The 17459-nt window shown below is 63.8% G+C and carries 15 protein-coding genes and 1 pseudogene; 7 read left to right on the top strand and 9 right to left on the bottom strand.

The annotated features are described in order from the left end of the window. The first annotated feature begins 21 nt into the window (after window positions 1-21). Entirely contained in the window at window positions 22-1701 is a 1680-nt protein-coding gene (gene ggt, locus I6F35_RS23625) for a gamma-glutamyltransferase (protein WP_225120053.1), read from the top strand. 130 nt (window positions 1702-1831) lie between these two features. On the opposite strand, the gene I6F35_RS23620 is transcribed toward ggt, so the two are convergent. Then, entirely contained in the window at window positions 1832-3187 is a 1356-nt protein-coding gene (locus I6F35_RS23620; RefSeq protein ID WP_225120052.1) for a serine protease, read from the bottom strand. Between the two features lie 243 nt (window positions 3188-3430). Here I6F35_RS23620 and moeB point away from each other — a divergent pair, with 243 nt between their 5' ends. After that, window positions 3431-4234: a molybdopterin-synthase adenylyltransferase MoeB gene (moeB, locus tag I6F35_RS23615; RefSeq protein WP_225120051.1), complete on the top strand. Its 804-nt coding sequence runs from the start codon at window positions 3431-3433 to the stop codon at window positions 4232-4234. Between the two features lie 9 nt (window positions 4235-4243). On the opposite strand, the gene I6F35_RS23610 is transcribed toward moeB, so the two are convergent. Then, entirely contained in the window at window positions 4244-5251 is a 1008-nt protein-coding gene (locus I6F35_RS23610; RefSeq protein WP_225120050.1) for an aldo/keto reductase, read from the bottom strand. A 117-nt stretch (window positions 5252-5368) separates the two neighbouring features. On the opposite strand from I6F35_RS23610, the gene I6F35_RS23605 reads away from it, so the two are divergent. Continuing rightward, complete coding sequence (locus I6F35_RS23605; RefSeq protein WP_225120049.1) at window positions 5369-6286, top strand: LysR family transcriptional regulator; 918 nt, start codon at window positions 5369-5371, stop codon at window positions 6284-6286. Between the two features lie 44 nt (window positions 6287-6330). Here the strand turns inward: I6F35_RS23605 and I6F35_RS23600 are convergent, their stop codons facing one another. Beyond that, the gene (locus I6F35_RS23600) at window positions 6331-7332 is read right to left on the bottom strand and encodes a D-glycerate dehydrogenase (RefSeq protein ID WP_225120048.1); all 1002 of its coding nucleotides are present in this window, start codon (window positions 7330-7332) and stop codon (window positions 6331-6333) included. Between the two features lie 330 nt (window positions 7333-7662). On the opposite strand from I6F35_RS23600, the gene I6F35_RS23595 reads away from it, so the two are divergent. After that, window positions 7663-8190, top strand: coding sequence for an SH3 domain-containing protein (locus I6F35_RS23595; protein ID WP_225120047.1), 528 nt, complete (start codon window positions 7663-7665; stop codon window positions 8188-8190). A 144-nt stretch (window positions 8191-8334) separates the two neighbouring features. Here the strand turns inward: I6F35_RS23595 and irrA are convergent, their stop codons facing one another. Next, window positions 8335-8823 (bottom strand): iron response transcriptional regulator IrrA, encoded by a 489-nt coding sequence (gene irrA / locus I6F35_RS23590; RefSeq protein WP_275945489.1) that lies wholly within the window; start codon window positions 8821-8823, stop codon window positions 8335-8337. 323 nt (window positions 8824-9146) lie between these two features. Between irrA and fabA the strand changes: the two genes are divergently transcribed. The 3 genes from fabA to fabI all read left to right on the top strand — a co-directional run bounded on the left by fabA (window position 9147) and on the right by fabI (window position 11880). Continuing rightward, window positions 9147-9668, top strand: coding sequence for a 3-hydroxyacyl-[acyl-carrier-protein] dehydratase FabA (fabA, locus tag I6F35_RS23585; RefSeq protein WP_027580962.1), 522 nt, complete (start codon window positions 9147-9149; stop codon window positions 9666-9668). Window positions 9669-9711: 43 nt separating this feature from the next. Then, complete coding sequence (gene fabB, locus I6F35_RS23580) at window positions 9712-10935, top strand: beta-ketoacyl-ACP synthase I (protein WP_225120046.1); 1224 nt, start codon at window positions 9712-9714, stop codon at window positions 10933-10935. Window positions 10936-11079: 144 nt separating this feature from the next. Next, window positions 11080-11880 (top strand): enoyl-ACP reductase FabI, encoded by an 801-nt coding sequence (gene fabI / locus I6F35_RS23575; RefSeq protein ID WP_225120045.1) that lies wholly within the window; start codon window positions 11080-11082, stop codon window positions 11878-11880. A 61-nt stretch (window positions 11881-11941) separates the two neighbouring features. On the opposite strand, the pseudogene I6F35_RS23570 reads toward fabI, so the two are convergent. The 5 genes and pseudogenes from I6F35_RS23570 to truB all read right to left on the bottom strand — a co-directional run bounded on the left by I6F35_RS23570 (window position 11942) and on the right by truB (window position 17459). Further along, window positions 11942-12428: pseudogene (locus I6F35_RS23570) on the bottom strand (glutathione S-transferase). 170 nt (window positions 12429-12598) lie between these two features. Beyond that, complete coding sequence (locus tag I6F35_RS23565; RefSeq protein ID WP_275945488.1) at window positions 12599-13333, bottom strand: Fe-Mn family superoxide dismutase; 735 nt, start codon at window positions 13331-13333, stop codon at window positions 12599-12601. Window positions 13334-13541: 208 nt separating this feature from the next. Next, window positions 13542-15698, bottom strand: coding sequence for a polyribonucleotide nucleotidyltransferase (gene pnp / locus I6F35_RS23560; protein WP_225120044.1), 2157 nt, complete (start codon window positions 15696-15698; stop codon window positions 13542-13544). 379 nt (window positions 15699-16077) lie between these two features. Further along, window positions 16078-16347 carry a 30S ribosomal protein S15 gene (gene rpsO / locus I6F35_RS23555; protein ID WP_225120043.1) on the bottom strand — a complete coding sequence of 90 codons (270 nt, stop codon included), beginning with the start codon at window positions 16345-16347 and terminating at the stop codon, window positions 16078-16080. A 2-nt stretch (window positions 16348-16349) separates the two neighbouring features. Then, window positions 16350-17459 carry a tRNA pseudouridine(55) synthase TruB gene (truB, locus tag I6F35_RS23550; protein WP_225120042.1) on the bottom strand — a complete coding sequence of 370 codons (1110 nt, stop codon included), beginning with the start codon at window positions 17457-17459 and terminating at the stop codon, window positions 16350-16352.

Genomic DNA, 17459 nt, shown 5'->3' with positions numbered 1-17459 from the left:
AATAACAAGGGGAGCGACATCATGAGCGGCAATTGGCGCGATCGCGCGGCGACGGGTTTCGAATGCGAGAAGCAGTCCGCTATCTCCAGCCGCGGCATGGTGGTCAGCAATCATCCGCTGGCCTCGAGCGCGGGTGCCGAGATGCTCGCCGCCGGCGGCAATGCCATCGATGCGGCGATCGCGACCTTGTTCACGCTGACGGTGGTCGAGCCGATGATGGTCGGCATCATCGGCGGCGGCATGGCTCATATCCGCCTCGCCGACGGCACGCATCGCTTCATCGACGGCCAGAGCACGGTGCCGCTCGCGGTCCGTCCCGACACCTATAGGTCGAAGCCGGGCGCGGCGCATGACGTGTTCGACACCGTCGGCAATGAGAACTGCGTGGGGCCGAGGGCGGTCGCGGTGCCGGGCTCGCTGATGGCCTGGTGCGAGACGCTGCGGCGGTTCGGCACCATGAGCCTTGCCGACGTCATGCAGCCCGCAATCAAGCATGCCGCCCGCGGCTATGCCGTGACGCCTTACTTGCACGAATGCATCCGCGAGAGCGCTGCTGATATGCGCAAGGACAAGCCGATTTCGGCGATCTACCTTCCGAACGGCGAGCCGCTCAAGATCGGCGAGCGCGTGGTGCAGGCCGAATATGCCGAGACCCTGCGGTATATCGCCGAACACGGCGAGGCCGCGCTGTATCAGGGATCGCTCGGCGAAATCCTCGTCGACTACATGGAGAAGAACGGCGGATACATTCGCCGCGCCGATCTTGCAGCCTACAAGACCGTCGAGCGCCAGCCGATCCGCGCCGATTATCGCGGCTGGACCATTCTGGGACCACCGCCGCCGGCGGCATCTGGCGTGCATATCGCGGAGATGCTGAACATCCTCGAAGGATACGACATCGCGGCGCTTGGTTTCGGCACCGCCGAGACCATTCACTATCTCGCCGAGGTGCTGAAGATCGCGTTCGCCGATCGTGCGGCTGCGACCGGCGATCCCGCCTATGTCAACGTGCCCGTCGAGCGGCTGACATCGAAAGCCTACGCCGAGGAGCGCCGCCGCGCCATCGATCCCAACCGGGCGCAGGCGTGGAGCGCGGGCGTCACGCAGCTCGAAGGCGCGCACACCACGCATCTGACGGCGGCGGATGCGTTCGGCAATGTGGTCGCGACCACGCAGACCATCAACAACCTGTTCGGGGCGAAGATCCTGATCCCCGGCTTGGGGGCCATCGCGAACAATTACATGCATCTGTTCGATCCGCGTCCCGGCCACGCGTTGTCGCTGGCCGCAGGCAAGCGTGTCACCACCTCGATGTCGCCGATGATGGCGCTGCGCGACGGCAAGTTGAAATATGCGCTCGGCCTGCCCGGAGGAAAGCGCATCTTCCCCAGCGCCATGCAGGCGCTGATCAACCTGATCGACCACGGCATGAGTCTGCAGGAAGCAGTCGAAGCGCCACGGGTGTGGACCGAAGGCAATGCGCTGGAAGTCGAGCTCGCCGTTCCCGAGAGCGTGCGCAAGAAACTCGCGAGCCTGGGCCACACGGTCGCGCCGGTGTCTTCCGTCGCCGGCGGCATGAACGCGATCCAGTTTGATGAGGACGGCCGCATGCTGGGCGCCGCCTGCTGGCGCGCCGACGGCACGCCGATCGGAATCGCCGGCGGTCTCGCGCGTGCGGGCGTGAGGTTCAGATTGGCGTGACTACGTCGTCATGCCGCATCAAAAGCTGTCATACCCGCGGAAGCGGGTATCCAGTACGCGCTGACGTTTCGGCTCTTTCGCAGATCTCTCGAATACGGGATCATCCGCTTTCGCGGATAATGGCGGCGACCTACTTCCGTACGCAGATCACGCGGACGACGGCGGACGTTGCGTCGGACGATGTGCCGTTTGCAGTCACACCATGCGCCTTGAGGAAAGCGCGCACGGTCTCGGCTGGGGCCAGCATCGCCTGCGATGCGGGCATTGCATTCGCTGGCCCGGCCACGATCACAGGCTTCAGCAAGGCAAGTCCCGCGAACTTGCCGTCGGCGTCGAGCGCCGCGGCGCCGGAGAAGCCGATCGCGGGCGGCGGTGTCAGCGTGACATCGCTGCCCACAGGCATGGCTGTTGCCTTGGCGCTGCTCACCGCATTGCCGCCGCCCTGGTTCTGCGGGTCGGCGATGCCGGTAATGTCTAGCGCTGTCTTCGCGCCAGTGGCGCCAATGTCGAGCGGCTTTAATCCGCGTGCGCCGTAGATATGGAGGAGCGCGAGATCGTGTTCCTTGTCTTGGGCGATCCGGTCGGCATTGCCGTGGCCGGGAATCGTGATCGAGATGCATTCGTCAGTGGCCAGACGGTCGGTCACGATCGCGCCGTCGTCGCTCACGACAACGCCAGTGCCATATTCCACCGTCTTGCGCGGCGGCGGACCCGCAACCTGCGGACCTGACGGGAACGCGTTGAACGCGCTCGACATCGCGATCACCACCGGCTCGACGGTGTTTTCGGTCGCCTGGTCGTAGAGGATGGTGAGGATGCGGACTTCGTCGCCCTTGAACGTGCCGCGGATGTAGAATTTCTTCAGCCCCTGCAGGCCCGAGAGCACGAAGAAGTCCGGCTTGACCACGGTATACTCGACGGTCCGTCCCGGCTCCTTCTTCTCGCGGTCGGCAAGCTTTGCGGTGGTCGGGTTCGCCTCCTTGCGCCGCGCCAGCACCACCTGGACTGTCCCGGTCGGTGACGTCCATTTGGCGCCGTCGACGCCGCTTGCGAGTTGCGGAACCAGCTTTGAGGGAATGCCGAGCCGCGCCCCGGTGCCCGGCTCGGTGACGATGCGCCAGCCGACGTTTTCCTGCTTCCGCCGCGCGGTGTCGGCCAGCACGCCGCGCTCCTGCGGGTTGAGCACGCCGGTCGGCTTGCCGCCGCGCGATTTCTGGAATTCCTTGATCGCGTTGACCATGCGCTCGCTGACATCACCCGTGATCACGCCATTATACTGGCCGACCCAGGCAAGATCGGACTGCAGCGCCAGCCGCTCGGCCTGCGCCATCCCGTTTGCCGTCTCCTCCGGCTTCTGCAGTGCGGGGCGGACCGGCACGGTCGCAACCGTTTTCGGCTTGGCGCCCGCCGTGGAGGGCAGGGTCGTCTGCGCCTGCGCGGCGCCCATTGTCACGACCATCAATGTTGCCGAGAGCATCGATCTCATGACAAGTCCGGGAGGGTTATTGCGCAGTGCGCCGATTATGCACATCTGCTTGGTCGGCAACAACCGCGTGAGGGTTCACTGCGTAAGGCGCACATGGAAGGCCCTCATCCTGAGGAGGCCGCGAAGCGGCCGTCTCGAAGGATGGCCACGGGCGAGGTCCGGGCCTCATGGTTCGAGACGCCGCTTCGCGGCTCCTCACCATGAGGGACTTATGGCGGCGGGCAGGAAGGATTTGCTGAGACAATGCTGAGTGCCGACGAACTTGAACGCTATGCCCGCCACATCGTGCTGCGCGAAGTCGGCGGACCGGGACAGGCGGCGCTGAAGGAAGCGTCCGTGCTAGTGATCGGCGCCGGCGGCCTGGGTGCGCCGTCGCTGATGTATCTGGCGGCGGCCGGCGTCGGCACGCTCGGGGTCGTCGATGACGACACGGTCTCGCTGTCCAATCTGCAGCGCCAGATCATCCACACGACGCCGGACATCGGCAAGCGCAAGGTGGACAGCGCCGCCGAGCAGATCCATGCGCTCAATCCGCATGTCAATTTCGAGGCGCATGCGGTGCGGCTCGACGCAAACAATGCGATGGCGCTGATCGGCGGCTACGATCTCGTGCTCGACGGCTCCGACAATTTCGCGACGCGCTACCTCGTCTCGGATGCCTGCTTCCTCGTCGGCAAGCCGCTGATCACCGCAGCGCTCGGCGTGTTCGATGGTTCGCTGACCACGATTCGCGCGCATGAGAAGAACGCCGCCGGCGAATTCAATCCGACCTATCGCTGCCTGTTCCCGGAGCCGCCGCCGCCCGGCACGGTGCCGGCCTGCGCGGAAGCCGGCGTGATGGGCGCGCTCGCAGGTATCCTGGGCTCGATGATGGCGCTGGAGGCGATCCGCGAGATCGTCGGTTTCGGTGACGGCCTGGTCGGGCGCCTTCTGATGGTGGATGCGCGCGCGATGCGCTTCGAGACGCTGCGCTACGCGCGCGATCCGGCCAATCCGCTCAACGGTGATAACCCCGTCATCACCGATCTGAGCGCGCATCGCACCTGATTGCGGCCGTTACATTGTGGCCGGCTTCTCGCTGTCCAGATGTGCCATCTGCTCGGCGGCATAGCGCGTGCCCGAGGCGACATCCGGCGGGAAGGCTTTTGCCAGCGCCGCAAGATGAGCCTCTGTCAGCGTCACCTTGGTCGCGCCAAGTGCTTCGGTGAGACGGTTGCGGGTACGGGCGCCGACCAGCGGCACGATCTCCTTGCCCTGCGCCGCCACCCAGGCGATTGCGACCTGTGCCGGTGTTGCGCCGATCTGGTTGGCGATCGCGCGCAGCGACTCCACGAGCGCGAGATTGGCATCGAGGTTCGCGCCCTGGAAGCGCGGCGTCATCAGCCGGTAGTCCCTGCCGACCTTGCCGCTGTCCTTCGTCCAATGACCGCTGATCAGTCCGCGGGACAGCACGCCATAGGCGGTGATGCCGATGCCGAGCTCGCGGCAGGTCTTGAGGATGTCGCGCTCGATGCCGCGTGCGATCAGCGAATATTCGATCTGGAGATCGACGATCGGGTGCACGGCATGCGCCCGTCGGATCGTTTCGGAGCCGACTTCGGACAGGCCGATATGCCTGATGTAGCCGGCCTTCACCATCTCGGCGATGCCGCCGATCGTCTCTTCGATCGGAACGTTGGGATCGAGACGCGCGGGTCGGTAGATATCGATGTAGTCGGTGCCGAGCCGTTGCAGCGAATAGGCAAGAAAATTCTTGATCGCGGCGGGGCGGCAATCGATCCCTGCGAATTCGCCGCCGGGACCGCGCAGCGCACCGAACTTAACGCTGATCTGCACCTTGTCGCGCGGGCGCTCCTTCAGCGCTTCGCTGATCAGCATTTCATTGTGGCCCATGGCGTAGAAATCGCCGGTGTCGAGCAGCGTGATTCCGGCATCGAGCGCCGCATGGATCGTGGCGATGCTCTCGCCGCGGTCGACCGGTCCGTAGACTTCCGACATGCCCATGCAGCCGAGACCCAGGGCGGAAATGCTGGGGCCGGTCGAACCGAGTTTGCGTAGTTCCATGTTGGCTCTCCTCGAAAGGGCGGGCTGTTTGCGCCGCGTGACGAGGGCGGATATGCGTGCTTATTATTACGCCGATAAGCTGGACAATCCCGAATAGCTTGTTCATCCTGTCGAACAATGGCGGATCCCGACCTGCACGACCTCGACGCTTTCGTGGCGATCGCCCGCACCCGCAATTTTCGGCGCGCGGCGCAGGAAATTCGCGTGTCGGCGTCTAGCCTTAGCCAGCGTCTAAAGGATCTGGAGGATCGCCTTGGCGTCCGCTTGATGAACCGCACTACCCGCAGTGTCGCGCTGACCGAGGCAGGCGAGCTGCTGCTGTCGCGCGTCGCACCCGCGCTCCGCGAAGTCAGCGATGCCCTTGACCAGGTGCGGGGCCTGCGCGAGGTGGCGTCGGGCCGCCTGCGCGTCAACGCCCCCCCGCCAGCAGTCGACCTCGTGCTGGCGCCGATGGTTGGGCCATTCCTGGAGGCCTATCCACAGGTCGACCTCGACATCGTCTCCGAAAGCGGCTTCGTTGACATCGTCAGCGCGGGCTTCGATGCCGGCGTGCGTTATGGCGAGCATCTCGCGCAGGACATGGTGGCGATTCCGCTCAGCGGTCCGCAGAGCTACGTCCTCGTGGCATCGCCTGCTTATGTCGCGCGCCGCGGCAGGCCGAGCCATCCGAAGGACCTGCTCGAGCACGATTGCCTCCGCGCCCGCTACAGCAGCGGCGTCATGCACGATTGGGAATTTGAAAAGGGTGGCCAGCTCGTCAAGGTCGATCCGCCCGCAAGGCTGATCTCGACCAATATGGGTCTTGCCATGCGCGCTGCGCTCGACGGCGCAGGTATTTGGGCAACGCTCGATGGCTACGTCAGTGAAGCGCTGAAGTCTGGTGCACTGGTCAGCTTGCTGGAAGATTGGTGCGAGCCGTTCCCGGGCCCGTTCTTCTACTACCCGAGCCGACGCCAACCGCCGCCGGCCCTCGCCGCCTTCGTGGCGTTCGTCGCGGAGTGGCGCAAACGCGAGCGGCGGAAGAAGATCCCGTAGCCCGGATTGCGCTTCGCTCCATTCGGGCTACAAGCATTCGCCGTTTACAGCATGCTCGGCAGCACGCGGTCCGGCGGCTTGTGGTTGTCGAGGAAGGTGCGGATGTTGATGATCACCTTCTCGCCCATCTCGACGCGGCCCTCGATGGTAGCCGAGCCCATATGCGGCAGCAGCGTCACCTTGCCGGCCTTCGCGAGCCGCACCAGCTTCGGATTGACCGCGGGCTCATGCTCATAAACGTCGAGGCCGGCGCCGCCGATCTCGCCGGCTTCGATCAGCTTGATCAGCGTGTCCTCGTCGATCACCTCGCCGCGCGCGGTGTTGACGATGTAGGCGTCCTTGCGGATCAGCTTCAGCCGCCGCGCCGAAAGCAGGTGGAAGGTTGCAGGCGTATGCGGACAGTTCACCGAGAGGATGTCCATCCGCGCCAGCATCTGGTCGAGGCTTTCCCAATAGGTGGCGCCAAGCTCGTCGGCGATGCGCGGCGCCACCGGGCGGCGGTTGTGATAATGGATCTGCAGGCCGAAGGCGCGGGCGCGGCGCGCCACCGCCTGGCCGATGCGGCCCATGCCGATGATGCCGAGTCTTTTTCCTCCGATGCGATGGCCGAGCATCCAGGTCGGTGACCAGCCCGGCCAGTTCTTGCCGTCGGTCAGGATCGAGGCGCCCTCGATCATCCGTCTCGGCACCGCGAGGATCAGCGCCATGGTCATGTCGGCAGTATCCTCGGTCAGCACCTTCGGCGTGTTGGTCACGGTGATGCCGCGCGCATGCGCCGCCGCGACGTCGATATTGTCGACGCCGTTGCCAAAATTGGCGATCAGCCGGAGCCTGGATTCGCCCTGATTGAGAACGTCCTCGCGGATCAGGTCGGTGACGGTCGGCACCAGCACGTCCGCGTTGCGCACAGCTTCCGCGATCTGCTCGGATGTCATCGGCGTGTCGTCGAGATTGAGCCTTGCGTCGAACAATTCGCGCATCCGGGTCTCAATCGAATCCGGTAGTTTGCGGGTGACGACGACGAGAGGCTTCTTCCTAACCGACATGTCCTGCTCTCATGAGGCTTCGGCCCGTCAAAGGCTTCGCCGTTCAGGCCTCATTAACCCGGTTGTTCGAAACTGCGGTTGCTGCGCGGTCCCGGCGTTTCCTTCACGTTTCCCTGGGTTCCCGATGACTTGCCTCGGGTTTCCAAGGAAAAGTCGGGCGTTCTCGTTCTAAGGCGTTCCGTCCTCTCTAGCAGAAGACCGGGCCAACACAAGAACCCCTCGGCAAGACGGGCCAGGGCATTGACGCGCGGCACCGGGGTCTGGGGTTCTGAACGTTCAAGGGTTCAACTCGCAGAATTTGAGTTGGCGTTCTCGGCAGGAGACGAGTTGATGGCGTTGGGGCGGTTGAGTTGGTTGGCGATGCTGGTCGGGTGCGTGCTCGGCACCTCGGTATCCCCAGGACATTCGGCCAAGGATGCAAGTCCGACCACCAGCGGCCTGCCGATACCCCGCTACGTCAGCCTCAAGTCAGATCATGTGAACGTCCGCGCCGGTCCGACCAAGGACAATGACGTCGCCTGGGTCTACACCCGCTCCGGCCTGCCGGTCGAAATCACCGCCGAGTTCGAGAACTGGCGCCGGGTGCGCGATTCCGAAGGCGCCGAAGGCTGGGTCTATCATTCGCTGCTGTCGGGTCGCCGCACTGCGGTCGTCACCATGAAGCACAAGGACGATCTGGCCGCGCTCTACGATCGTCCGGACGCGACCAGTGCTGTGGCGGCGCGGCTGCAGGCCGGCGTCATCGCGCAGGTGAAGAAATGCGCCAATGGCTGGTGCCGCGTCATCGGCAGCGGCTTCGACGGCTGGATCGAGCAGCAGCGCCTGTGGGGCGTCTACGCCGACGAGAAGGTGGATTAGCCGAGCCAGGTTTGCGGTGTCGTCCCGGCCTTGAGCCGGGACCCATACCGCGCGATCTTGCGATAGGGCGCTGCGGGAAGAGGCCCAACTCAAACAACGAAGATTTGTGGTTATGGGCCCCTGCTTTCGCAGGGGCGACAAGGATCAGCGCTTCTTGCGCAGCCGCACAACCATGTCGATGCGCGCGATCTCGTAGCCGTCCGGGATATCCGGCATCTTCGAGAGCACCAGATGCGGGTCGGGAATGTCGACCAGCTCGTGGTTGTTCTCGAGATAGAAATGGTGGTGCGCGGTGACGTTGGTGTCGAAATAGGTCTTGGTGCCGTCGACGCTGACCTGGCGCAGCAGGCCGGCATCGGTGAGCTGGTTCAACGTGTTGTAGACGGTAGCGAGCGACACCGGAACCTTGGCGAGCGTTGCTTCCTCGTAAAGCATTTCTGCGGTGAGGTGGCGGGCACCCTTGCCGAACAGCAGCCAGCCCAGCGCCATGCGCTGACGGGTCGGCCGAAGGCCTGCCGCCTGCAGCATCTCGTTGACGTCATGCCACGGGCAACCGGTCAGCGCCGGCTGATGACCGGGGCTGCGGGCGACCTGACCAGCGTCATCGCTCACATGCGGAACTTCGTCGTTCATATGCACTCTAGCTACCTGAACTCGGGCAATTTCATGTGACTATAAGAAGGAAATCCTTCAGATGCAAGTTTCTCGCAACTGGGGCCTCCCCGGCGCATTGAAGCGGAACCCTCTGGGGATGCAGCAATTTAACCCATTCCGACACTTTGCCGCGCCTTCCCGCCTATGTTAGAGAGCGCGCGGACCACATATGCGAATTCGGCAGAGACGACGCCGTTCGCGCCCAAGATAGCGCCGGGTTGCGGGAAATCCAGTCCCGCCGGGAAGAGGGTCCGGTTCGTTCGAGAGCGCTTCACCGGGACATTGAGGAGAGTGGAAAGAGGATGCTGGAGCGGCGCAGCGGTTATGAGTACGAGGATCTGCTGGCGTGCGGCAGGGGCGAGATGTTCGGTCCGGGCAACGCCCAGTTGCCGTTGCCGCCGATGCTGATGTTCGACCGCATCAGCGAGATCTCGGAGACCGGCGGCGAGTTCGGCAAGGGACTGGTGCGCGCCGAGCTCGATGTGAAGCCGGATCTCTGGTTCTTCGGCTGCCACTTCAAGAACGACCCGGTCATGCCGGGCTGCCTTGGCCTGGATGCGATGTGGCAGATGGTCGGCTTTTACCTCGGCTGGATCGGCGGCGAAGGACGCGGCCGCGCGCTCGGGCTTGGCGAGTTGAAATTCGGCGGCCAAGTGCTGCCGAACGTGCGCAAGGTTGTGTACAACGTCGATATCAAGCGCGTGATGCGCTCGAGGCTGGTGCTCGGTATTGCCGATGGCTGGCTTTCCATGGACGGCGAGATTATTTATCGCGCGAAGGATTTGAAGGTTGGGCTGTTCAAGCAGGGCACGGCCCCGGCGTGACCGAAACCGTCGCACAGAAAACTAACGGCAGGGCGAGGCGATCATGAGGCGGGTTGTCATCACCGGGATGGGCATTGTCTCGTCCATCGGAAACAACACCCAGGAAGTGCTTGCGAGCCTTCACGAGGCAAAGTCCGGGATTACCCGCGCGGAGAAATATGCGGAGCTTGGCTTCCGTTCCCAGGTGCAGGGTGCGCCGACGCTCAATCCTGCCGAGGTGATCGATCGCCGTGCGATGCGGTTTCTGGCCGAAGGCGCGGCATGGAATCACGTGGCGATGGAGCAGGCGATCCGCGATGCCGGACTGGAGGCGGGCGAAGTCTCCAACGAGCGCACCGGAATCATCATGGGCTCGGGCGGCCCGTCGACGCGCACGCTGGTGGAGGCCGCCGACATCGCGCGCACCAAGGGTCCGAAGCGGGTCGGTCCGTTCGCCGTTCCCAAGGGCATGTCGTCGACCGCATCCGCGACGCTTGCGACCTGGTTCAAGATCAAGGGCGTGAATTATTCGATTTCCTCGGCCTGCGCGACGTCGAACCACTGCATCGGCAATGCCTACGAGATCATCCAGATCGGCAAGCAGGACGTGATCTTCGCCGGCGGCTGCGAGGAGCTGGACTGGACGCTGTCGGTGCTGTTCGACGCCATGGGCGCCATGTCGTCGAAATATAACGACACGCCGGCCACGGCCTCCCGTCCCTACGATATCAACCGCGACGGCTTCGTCATCGCCGGCGGTGCCGGTGTCGTGGTGCTGGAAGAGCTGGAGCATGCCAAGGCGCGCGGCGCGCGTATCTACGCCGAACTGGTCGGCTATGGCGCGACTTCAGACGGCTACGACATGGTGGCGCCTTCGGGGGAGGGCGCCGAGCGCTGCATGCGCATGGCCTTGTCGACGGTGAAGACGCCGATCGACTACATCAATCCGCACGCGACCTCGACGCCTGCTGGCGATCCGCCGGAAATCGAAGCGATCCGCAAGGTGTTCGGCACCGGCGAAAAATGCCCGCCGATCTCTGCGACCAAGGCGCTGACCGGCCATTCGCTCGGCGCCACCGGCGTGCAGGAAGCGATCTATTCGCTGCTGATGATGAACAACGGCTTCATCTGCGAAAGCGCGCACATTACCGAGCTCGATCCCGTCTTCGCCGACATGCCGATCGTGCGCAAGCGCGTCGATAGCGCGAAGCTCGGCACCGTACTGTCGAATTCGTTCGGCTTCGGCGGCACCAACGCGACGCTGGTGTTCAAGCGGCTGGATGCGTAGTTTTCCTTTACCCGTCATGCCCCGCGAAGGCGGGGCATCCAGTATGCCGCAGCCTCTCGGTCGGTCACTGGCGTATTCGGAATACTGGATCACCCGCCTTCGCGGGTGATGACGCAGCAGCGAGTCAATAGGAGCGGACTGGCAATGCAGGACCTGATGAAAGGCAAGCGCGGACTGATCATGGGCGTCGCCAATGATCATTCGATCGCTTGGGGCATCGCCAAGACGCTGCATGCGCAAGGCGCCGAGCTTGCCTTCACCTACCAGGGCGAGGCGCTCGGCAAGCGCGTCAAGCCGCTGGCGCAATCGCTCGGTGTCGATGCGGTGCTGCCCTGCGATGTCGAGGATCTCGCCAGCGTCGACGCGGTGTTCGCGAGCCTGCGCGACAAATGGGGTCAGCTCGATTTTCTCGTCCACGCCGTCGCCTTCTCCGACAAGAACGAGCTGAAGGGTCGCTATGCGGACACCACGCGAGAGAATTTCTCGCGCACCATGCTGATCTCCTGCTTCTCCTTCACCGAGATCGCCAAGCGCGCGGCGGAGTTGATGCCGGAGAGTGGCGGCGCCATGGTCACGCTGACCTTCGGTGGCTCGGTGCGCGTGATGCCCAATTACAACGTGATGGGGGTTGCGAAGGCGGCGCTGGAAGCGTCCGTGCGCTACCTCGCCGCCGATTTCGGCCCGCGCGCCATCCGCATCAATGCGATCTCGGCCGGTCCGGTGCGCACGCTCGCGGGGTCGGGCATCGGCGACGCCCGCGCGATGTTCGCGTTCCAGCAGAAGCATTCGCCGCTCGGCCGCGGCGTGACGCTCGATGAACTCGGCGGCTCCGCGCTCTATCTGCTGTCCGATCTTTCCGGCGGCGTCACCGGCGAAATCCACTACGTCGATTCCGGCTACAACGTGATCTCGATGCCGCGCCCGGAAAACCTGAAGGCGGAGTAATCTCAGCCGTCATGCCCCGCGCATGCGGGACCCGGTGGCGGGTGATGACGGCGGCGGGAAACTAACCCGCTATGAGTTTCTCCGCGAACTGGAACGCCGGACGCGCGGCGCAGCGGGCGATATAGGCCTCGAAGGACGGTCGCGACGGCACCATCTTGAACAGCCGCACCGCATAGTTCAGGCCCGAGCCGACCACGATGTCGGCGGCGGAAAAATCCTCGCCGAGGATCCACGGTCCTTTCTGAAGCTCGACGTCGAGCACACTGCAGATATCGTGCGCGCTTCGGATCGTTCAGCGCCGGCGCGAGTTTGGTTTCCGGATAACGATCCGCGATATAGGCGCAGATCGCAGCCGCCTCGCCGAGCGCCACGTCGCCGTCCTTCAGCGCCGGCACCTTGCCCATCGGATTGATCTTCAGGAACTCCGGCGCCTTCTGCGCGCCGGTCGAGATGTCGGTCAGCACGCGCTCATAGGGCAGTCCGGTTTCTTCCATCAGCCACAGGCAGGTGAACGAGCGCGAACGGGGCGACCAATAAAGCTGGATCATGGGGCTGAACCTCATCACTGGCGAAGACGCGTTCATCGCTCCGAACGCTCGCATTGGCAACGGCCGATTCCAAGGCGCCGTGAAGGGCGGCTTGGAATTGGCGGTGCAGCGAAACGGCCGGAGACGATATCTCGCCTCCGGCCGCGTGGTACTGTTCTGTCGCGCGTGGTCTATACGCCGAGCGTGCCGGCCTTTGCTGCCGCATAGCGGTCGCCGATCGCCTTCCAGTTCACCGTGTTCCACCAGGCCTGCAGATAGTCGGGGCGGCGGTTCTGGTAATGCAGATAATAGGCATGCTCCCACACGTCGTTGCCGAACAGCACGCGCTTGCCGTCCATCAGCGGGCTGTCCTGGTTCGGACGAGTCTCGAGCGCGAGCTTGCCGTCCTTGCTCACGGTGACGAACACCCAGCCCGAACCGAATACGCGTCCGCCGGCCGCGTTGAAGTCGGTGCGCAGTTTCTCCAGGCCGCCGAGATCGCGTTCGATCGCCGCGAGCACCTCGCCCTCCGGCTTGCCGCCATTCGGTCCCATGATCTGCCAGAACATGGTGTGGTTGGCGTGGCCGCCGAGATTGTTGCGGACACCCGTGCGGACGGCTTCCGGCACGTCGCTGAGTTTGGCGAGCACATCTGCAATCGGCTTGTCTGCGATCTGCGGATGGTCTTTCGCGATTGCATTGACGTTGTTCACATAGGCCTGGTGATGCTTGTCATGATGGATCTGCATGGTCAGCGCATCGATATGCGGCTCCAGCGCATTGGCGGGATATGGCAGCGGATCGACCTTGAACGGACCGGCAGGTGGCGGCGCCGACGCTTGCGCGAACACCATTCGCGGCGAAGCGACTGCGGCGACGATACCGGTTGCGGCCATCATCAGGTGGCGGCGGGATAGAAATGACATCGTGACCTCCGGGCTTAAGGAAAGCGTTCTGTCCTATTGTAGGCGCAGGATATGAAGCGGTTCCGATAAAGCTGATCACGATATCGCGGCCAAACCGCGCATGGTCATCAGCGACGGTTGATTTGCCAGGCCCCACATAAACTTAGGGCGGCCATCGAGGCCGCCCTTTTTAGCAATTCCATTATGTTGAGGCGTTATGTTGAGGCGTTCACTCGCCGGCGGCCTCGCGCGGCGCCGGCGCGTCCGGCTTCTGCTTGGCCTCGAGATCCTCACCGGTCTCCTGGTCGACCGCCTTCATCGACAGCCGGGTCTTGCCACGGTCATCGAAGCCGAGCAGCTTGACCTTGACCTTGTCGCCTTCCTTGACGACGTCGGAGGTCTTCTGCACCCGGTTGGCCGCGAGCTGGCTGATATGGACGAGGCCGTCCTTGGCGCCGAAGAAGTTCACGAAGGCGCCGAACTCCATCACCTTGACCACGGTGCCGTCGTAGATCTGGCCGATCTCCGGCTCGGAGGTAATCGACTTGATCCACTTGATCGCCGCCTTCATCGCCTCGCCGTCGTTGGAGGCGACCTTCACGGTGCCGTCGTCCTCGATGTTGATCTTGGCGCCGGTCTTCTCGACGATCTCGCGGATCACCTTGCCGCCGGTGCCGATCACTTCGCGGATCTTGTCGGTCGGGATCTTGAAGGTCTCGATGCGCGGCGCGTATTCGCCGAGTTCGGCGCGTGCTGCGGTCAGTGCCTTCGCCATCTCGCCGAGGATGTGGATGCGCCCCTCCTTGGCCTGGCCAAGCGCGACGCGCATGATCTCCTCGGTGATGCCCTCGATCTTGATGTCCATCTGCAGCGAGGTGATGCCCTGGTCGGTGCCGGCAACCTTGAAATCCATGTCGCCGAGATGGTCCTCGTCGCCGAGGATGTCCGAGAGCACCGCGAAGCGCTGATCTTCGAGGATCAGGCCCATCGCGATACCGGCGGTCGGCCGCTTCAACGGCACGCCGGCATCCATCAGCGCGAGCGAGGCGCCGCAGACGGAAGCCATCGACGACGATCCGTTCGACTCGGTGATTTCAGACACCACGCGCACCGTGTAGGGGAATTCGTGGTGCGGCGGCAGCACCGGATGGATCGCGCGCCAGGCGAGCTTGCCGTGGCCGATCTCGCGACGCTTGGTGCCGCCGAGCCGGCCGGTCTCACCGACCGAGTAGGGCGGGAAGTTGTAGTGCAGCAGGAACGTCTCCTTATACGTTCCGGACAGCGCGTCGATGTACTGCTCATCCTCGCCGGTGCCGAGCGTGGTCACGACCATCGCCTGGGTCTCGCCGCGCGTGAACAGCGCCGAACCATGGGCGCGCGGCAGCACGCCGACTTCGGCGATGATGTTGCGCACCGTCTTGACGTCGCGGCCGTCGATGCGCTTGCCGGTGTCGAGGATGTTCCAGCGGACGATCTTCGCTTCCAGCTCCTTGAACACGTCGGCGACGCGCAGCTTGTCGTATTGCGGCTCCTGCCCTTCCGGGAAGAAGTGCGCCATCACCTTTTCCTTGGCGGCGCCGACCGCGGCGTAACGCTCCTGCTTGATCGGAATGGCGTAGGCGGTGCGCAGATCCTGCTCGATGAGGGCGAGCATGTCCTTCTCGATCGCCGAGTTGTCGATCGGAGTAATTTCGCGCGGCTCCTTCGCGGCCTTCTCGGCGAGTTCGATGATCGCGTTGATGACCGGCTGGAAGTGGCGGTGGCCGAACATCACGGCGCCGAGCATGACGTCTTCGTTCAGCTCCTTGGCTTCCGATTCCACCATCAGCACGGCGTCGGCGGTGCCGGCGACGACGAGATCGAGCTGGGTCTCGTTCATCTCGTCCAGCGTCGGGTTCAGCACATATTCGTCATTGGCAAAACCGACGCGTGCGGCGCCAATCGGGCCCTTGAACGGCACGCCGGACAGCGTCAGCGCGGCGGAAGCCGCCACCATCGACAGCACGTCCGGATCGTTCTCCATGTCGTGCGACAGCGTCGTCACGATCACCTGGGTTTCGTTGCGCCAGCCGTCGACGAACAGCGGACGTATCGGGCGGTCGATCAGGCGGGAGACCAGCGTCTCCTTTTCGGTCGGCCGGCCCTCGCGTTTGAAGTAGCCGCCGGGAATGCGGCCCGCGGCATAGGCCTTCTCCTGGTAGTCGACCGTCAGCGGCAGGAAGTCGACGCCCTCGCGGGGCGCCTTGGCGGCGACGACGGTGGCAAGCACCACGGTCTCGCCATAGGTCGCGACCACGGCGCCGTCGGCCTGCCTTGCGATCTTTCCGGTTTCAAGCTTGAGGGGACGTCCGCCCCAGTCGATTTCCACGGAATGGGTAGTAAACATTTCGGTCTTCTTTCATGGTTCCACGAAAGAATGGGCCTCCAAAACGCAAAAACCATGCGCAAGATGGCGGGACGCTGATCGCAAGCCGTGATCAGTATCCGGCGATCCTGCCATGGTTCTCAAGTTCCGGATGGCGTCCATCCTTTCGTTCATACGGGCATCTTGCCCTGCCCAGCGGCCGGATTGCTGCTGGGCACTTAGGCTTTGAGCATGATCGTTCCGGAGAGGCGGATCATGCTCCAGGCTTGAGCATGTGTGCGGCGACATGCCGTCGCCACGTTCATGCTCCTGCGCATGATCGTCTCCGAACGGTCGAAACTCCGGTTTCTCGGAAGATCATGCGAAAACGCGCGCCAACGTTGCGCGCGCAGTCTTGAAATCAACGACGAATGTTATGCTTTTCCAGCAATGCCTTGTAACGCGCCTCGTCCTTTTTCTTGATGTAGTCGAGGAGAGAGCGTCGCGTCGACACCAGCTTCAACAGGCCGCGGCGTGAATGGTTGTCCTTCACGTGGGTCTTGAAGTGCTCGGTGAGGTTGTTGATGCGTTCCGACAGGATCGCGACCTGAACCTCGGGCGAGCCGGTGTCGCCGGCTTTGAGGGCACTCGTCTTGATGACTTCCGCTTTGCGTTCGGCGGTAATCGACATCGTCAGATACTTTCATGGTTGCGAGCCGAACTGGCAGTCAGTCCGGTCAGGTTGAACACGCGCTTGGGGATGATTTCGCCATTGCCAATCTCGGCAAGCGCGAGAAGTCGGCCTGCCACCGTGACATAGACTGTGCCGCTACTATTGGGCGCATCCCGTCCGCGCAACAAAACGGCTTGGCCCCGATGGAGCCTTGCCGCATCCGCCCGTGTGACGGCCAGTGCCGGGATGTCGTCCAGCGCGGTCTCAACGGGCAAAAGCGCGTCGGCGAGGCTGCCCTCGCCAGACGCGGCTCTATTGCATAAAGCCTCCAATTCTTCCAGCGGAATCATGTCCCGTTCGGTAAACGGACCGACAACGGTGCGCCTGAGGGCGCAGATATGGCCGAAACAGCCGAGAATTCGCCCCATATCCCGGGCCAAAGCACGAACATAGGTTCCCTTGCCGCATTCGGCTTCGAACACGGACTGGCCGCCATCGTCATGTTCCACCAGGGTTAATTCGTGAATCTCGACCGGCCGGGGCTGCAATTCGACCTTTTCGCCGTCCCGCGCCAGGTCATAGGCCCGCTCGCCCTGGACCTTGATCGCGGAATATTGCGGAGGAACCTGCTCGATCACGCCGGTGAAGCGCGGCAGCAGTTCCTGGATTGAAGCGGCCGAAGGACGAAGCTCGCTGGTCCTGACCACGCGGCCTTCGATATCGTCGGTGTCGCGCTCCTCGCCCCAGGCCACCGTGAAGCGATAGCGCTTGCGGCCTTCCATGACGAAGGGAACCGTCTTGGTGGCTTCGCCGAGCGCAATCGGCAGCCCGCCCGAGGCGAGCGGATCCAGCGTGCCGGCGTGTCCGGCGCGCTTGGCCTGGAACAGGCGCTTCAGCACCGCGACGGCGTGCGTCGACGTCATGCCGATCGGCTTGTCGAGCACCACCCAGCCGTGGACGTCGCGCTTGTCGCGCCGCGGCTGGTTGCCCTGCTGCTTCGGTTTCTGGCGCGGATCATTGTTGACGCGACGCCTTTCGTCGACGCGCGCAGGCGCCGAAATTTTTTCGTCGTCCGCATGCGAATCGATGTCTTGCGATTCGATCACGGGGTTTGCGGTCGTCACGGTCAT

This window comes from Bradyrhizobium sp. BRP22 (assembly GCF_020194175.1).
Classification (GTDB): Bacteria; Pseudomonadota; Alphaproteobacteria; order Rhizobiales; family Xanthobacteraceae; genus Bradyrhizobium.
Note: the sequence above shows the minus strand (reverse complement) of the source record. Positions and strands in the feature narration are given on the sequence as shown.

Excerpts from the sequence above, each read along its gene's own strand:
- ggt (WP_225120053.1), top strand. The coding sequence starts at position 22 with ATGAGCGGCAATTGGCGCGATCGCGCGGCGACGGGTTTCGAATGCGAG.
- I6F35_RS23620 (WP_225120052.1), bottom strand. The coding sequence starts at position 3,187 with ATGAGATCGATGCTCTCGGCAACATTGATGGTCGTGACAATGGGCGCC.
- moeB (WP_225120051.1), top strand. The coding sequence starts at position 3,431 with ATGCTGAGTGCCGACGAACTTGAACGCTATGCCCGCCACATCGTGCTG.
- I6F35_RS23610 (WP_225120050.1), bottom strand. The coding sequence starts at position 5,251 with ATGGAACTACGCAAACTCGGTTCGACCGGCCCCAGCATTTCCGCCCTG.
- I6F35_RS23605 (WP_225120049.1), top strand. The coding sequence starts at position 5,369 with ATGGCGGATCCCGACCTGCACGACCTCGACGCTTTCGTGGCGATCGCC.
- I6F35_RS23600 (WP_225120048.1), bottom strand. The coding sequence starts at position 7,332 with ATGTCGGTTAGGAAGAAGCCTCTCGTCGTCGTCACCCGCAAACTACCG.
- I6F35_RS23595 (WP_225120047.1), top strand. The coding sequence starts at position 7,663 with ATGGCGTTGGGGCGGTTGAGTTGGTTGGCGATGCTGGTCGGGTGCGTG.
- irrA (WP_275945489.1), bottom strand. The coding sequence starts at position 8,823 with ATGAACGACGAAGTTCCGCATGTGAGCGATGACGCTGGTCAGGTCGCC.
- fabA (WP_027580962.1), top strand. The coding sequence starts at position 9,147 with ATGCTGGAGCGGCGCAGCGGTTATGAGTACGAGGATCTGCTGGCGTGC.
- fabB (WP_225120046.1), top strand. The coding sequence starts at position 9,712 with ATGAGGCGGGTTGTCATCACCGGGATGGGCATTGTCTCGTCCATCGGA.
- fabI (WP_225120045.1), top strand. The coding sequence starts at position 11,080 with ATGCAGGACCTGATGAAAGGCAAGCGCGGACTGATCATGGGCGTCGCC.
- I6F35_RS23565 (WP_275945488.1), bottom strand. The coding sequence starts at position 13,333 with ATGTCATTTCTATCCCGCCGCCACCTGATGATGGCCGCAACCGGTATC.
- pnp (WP_225120044.1), bottom strand. The coding sequence starts at position 15,698 with ATGTTTACTACCCATTCCGTGGAAATCGACTGGGGCGGACGTCCCCTC.
- rpsO (WP_225120043.1), bottom strand. The coding sequence starts at position 16,347 with ATGTCGATTACCGCCGAACGCAAAGCGGAAGTCATCAAGACGAGTGCC.
- truB (WP_225120042.1), bottom strand. The coding sequence starts at position 17,459 with ATGACCGTGACGACCGCAAACCCCGTGATCGAATCGCAAGACATCGAT.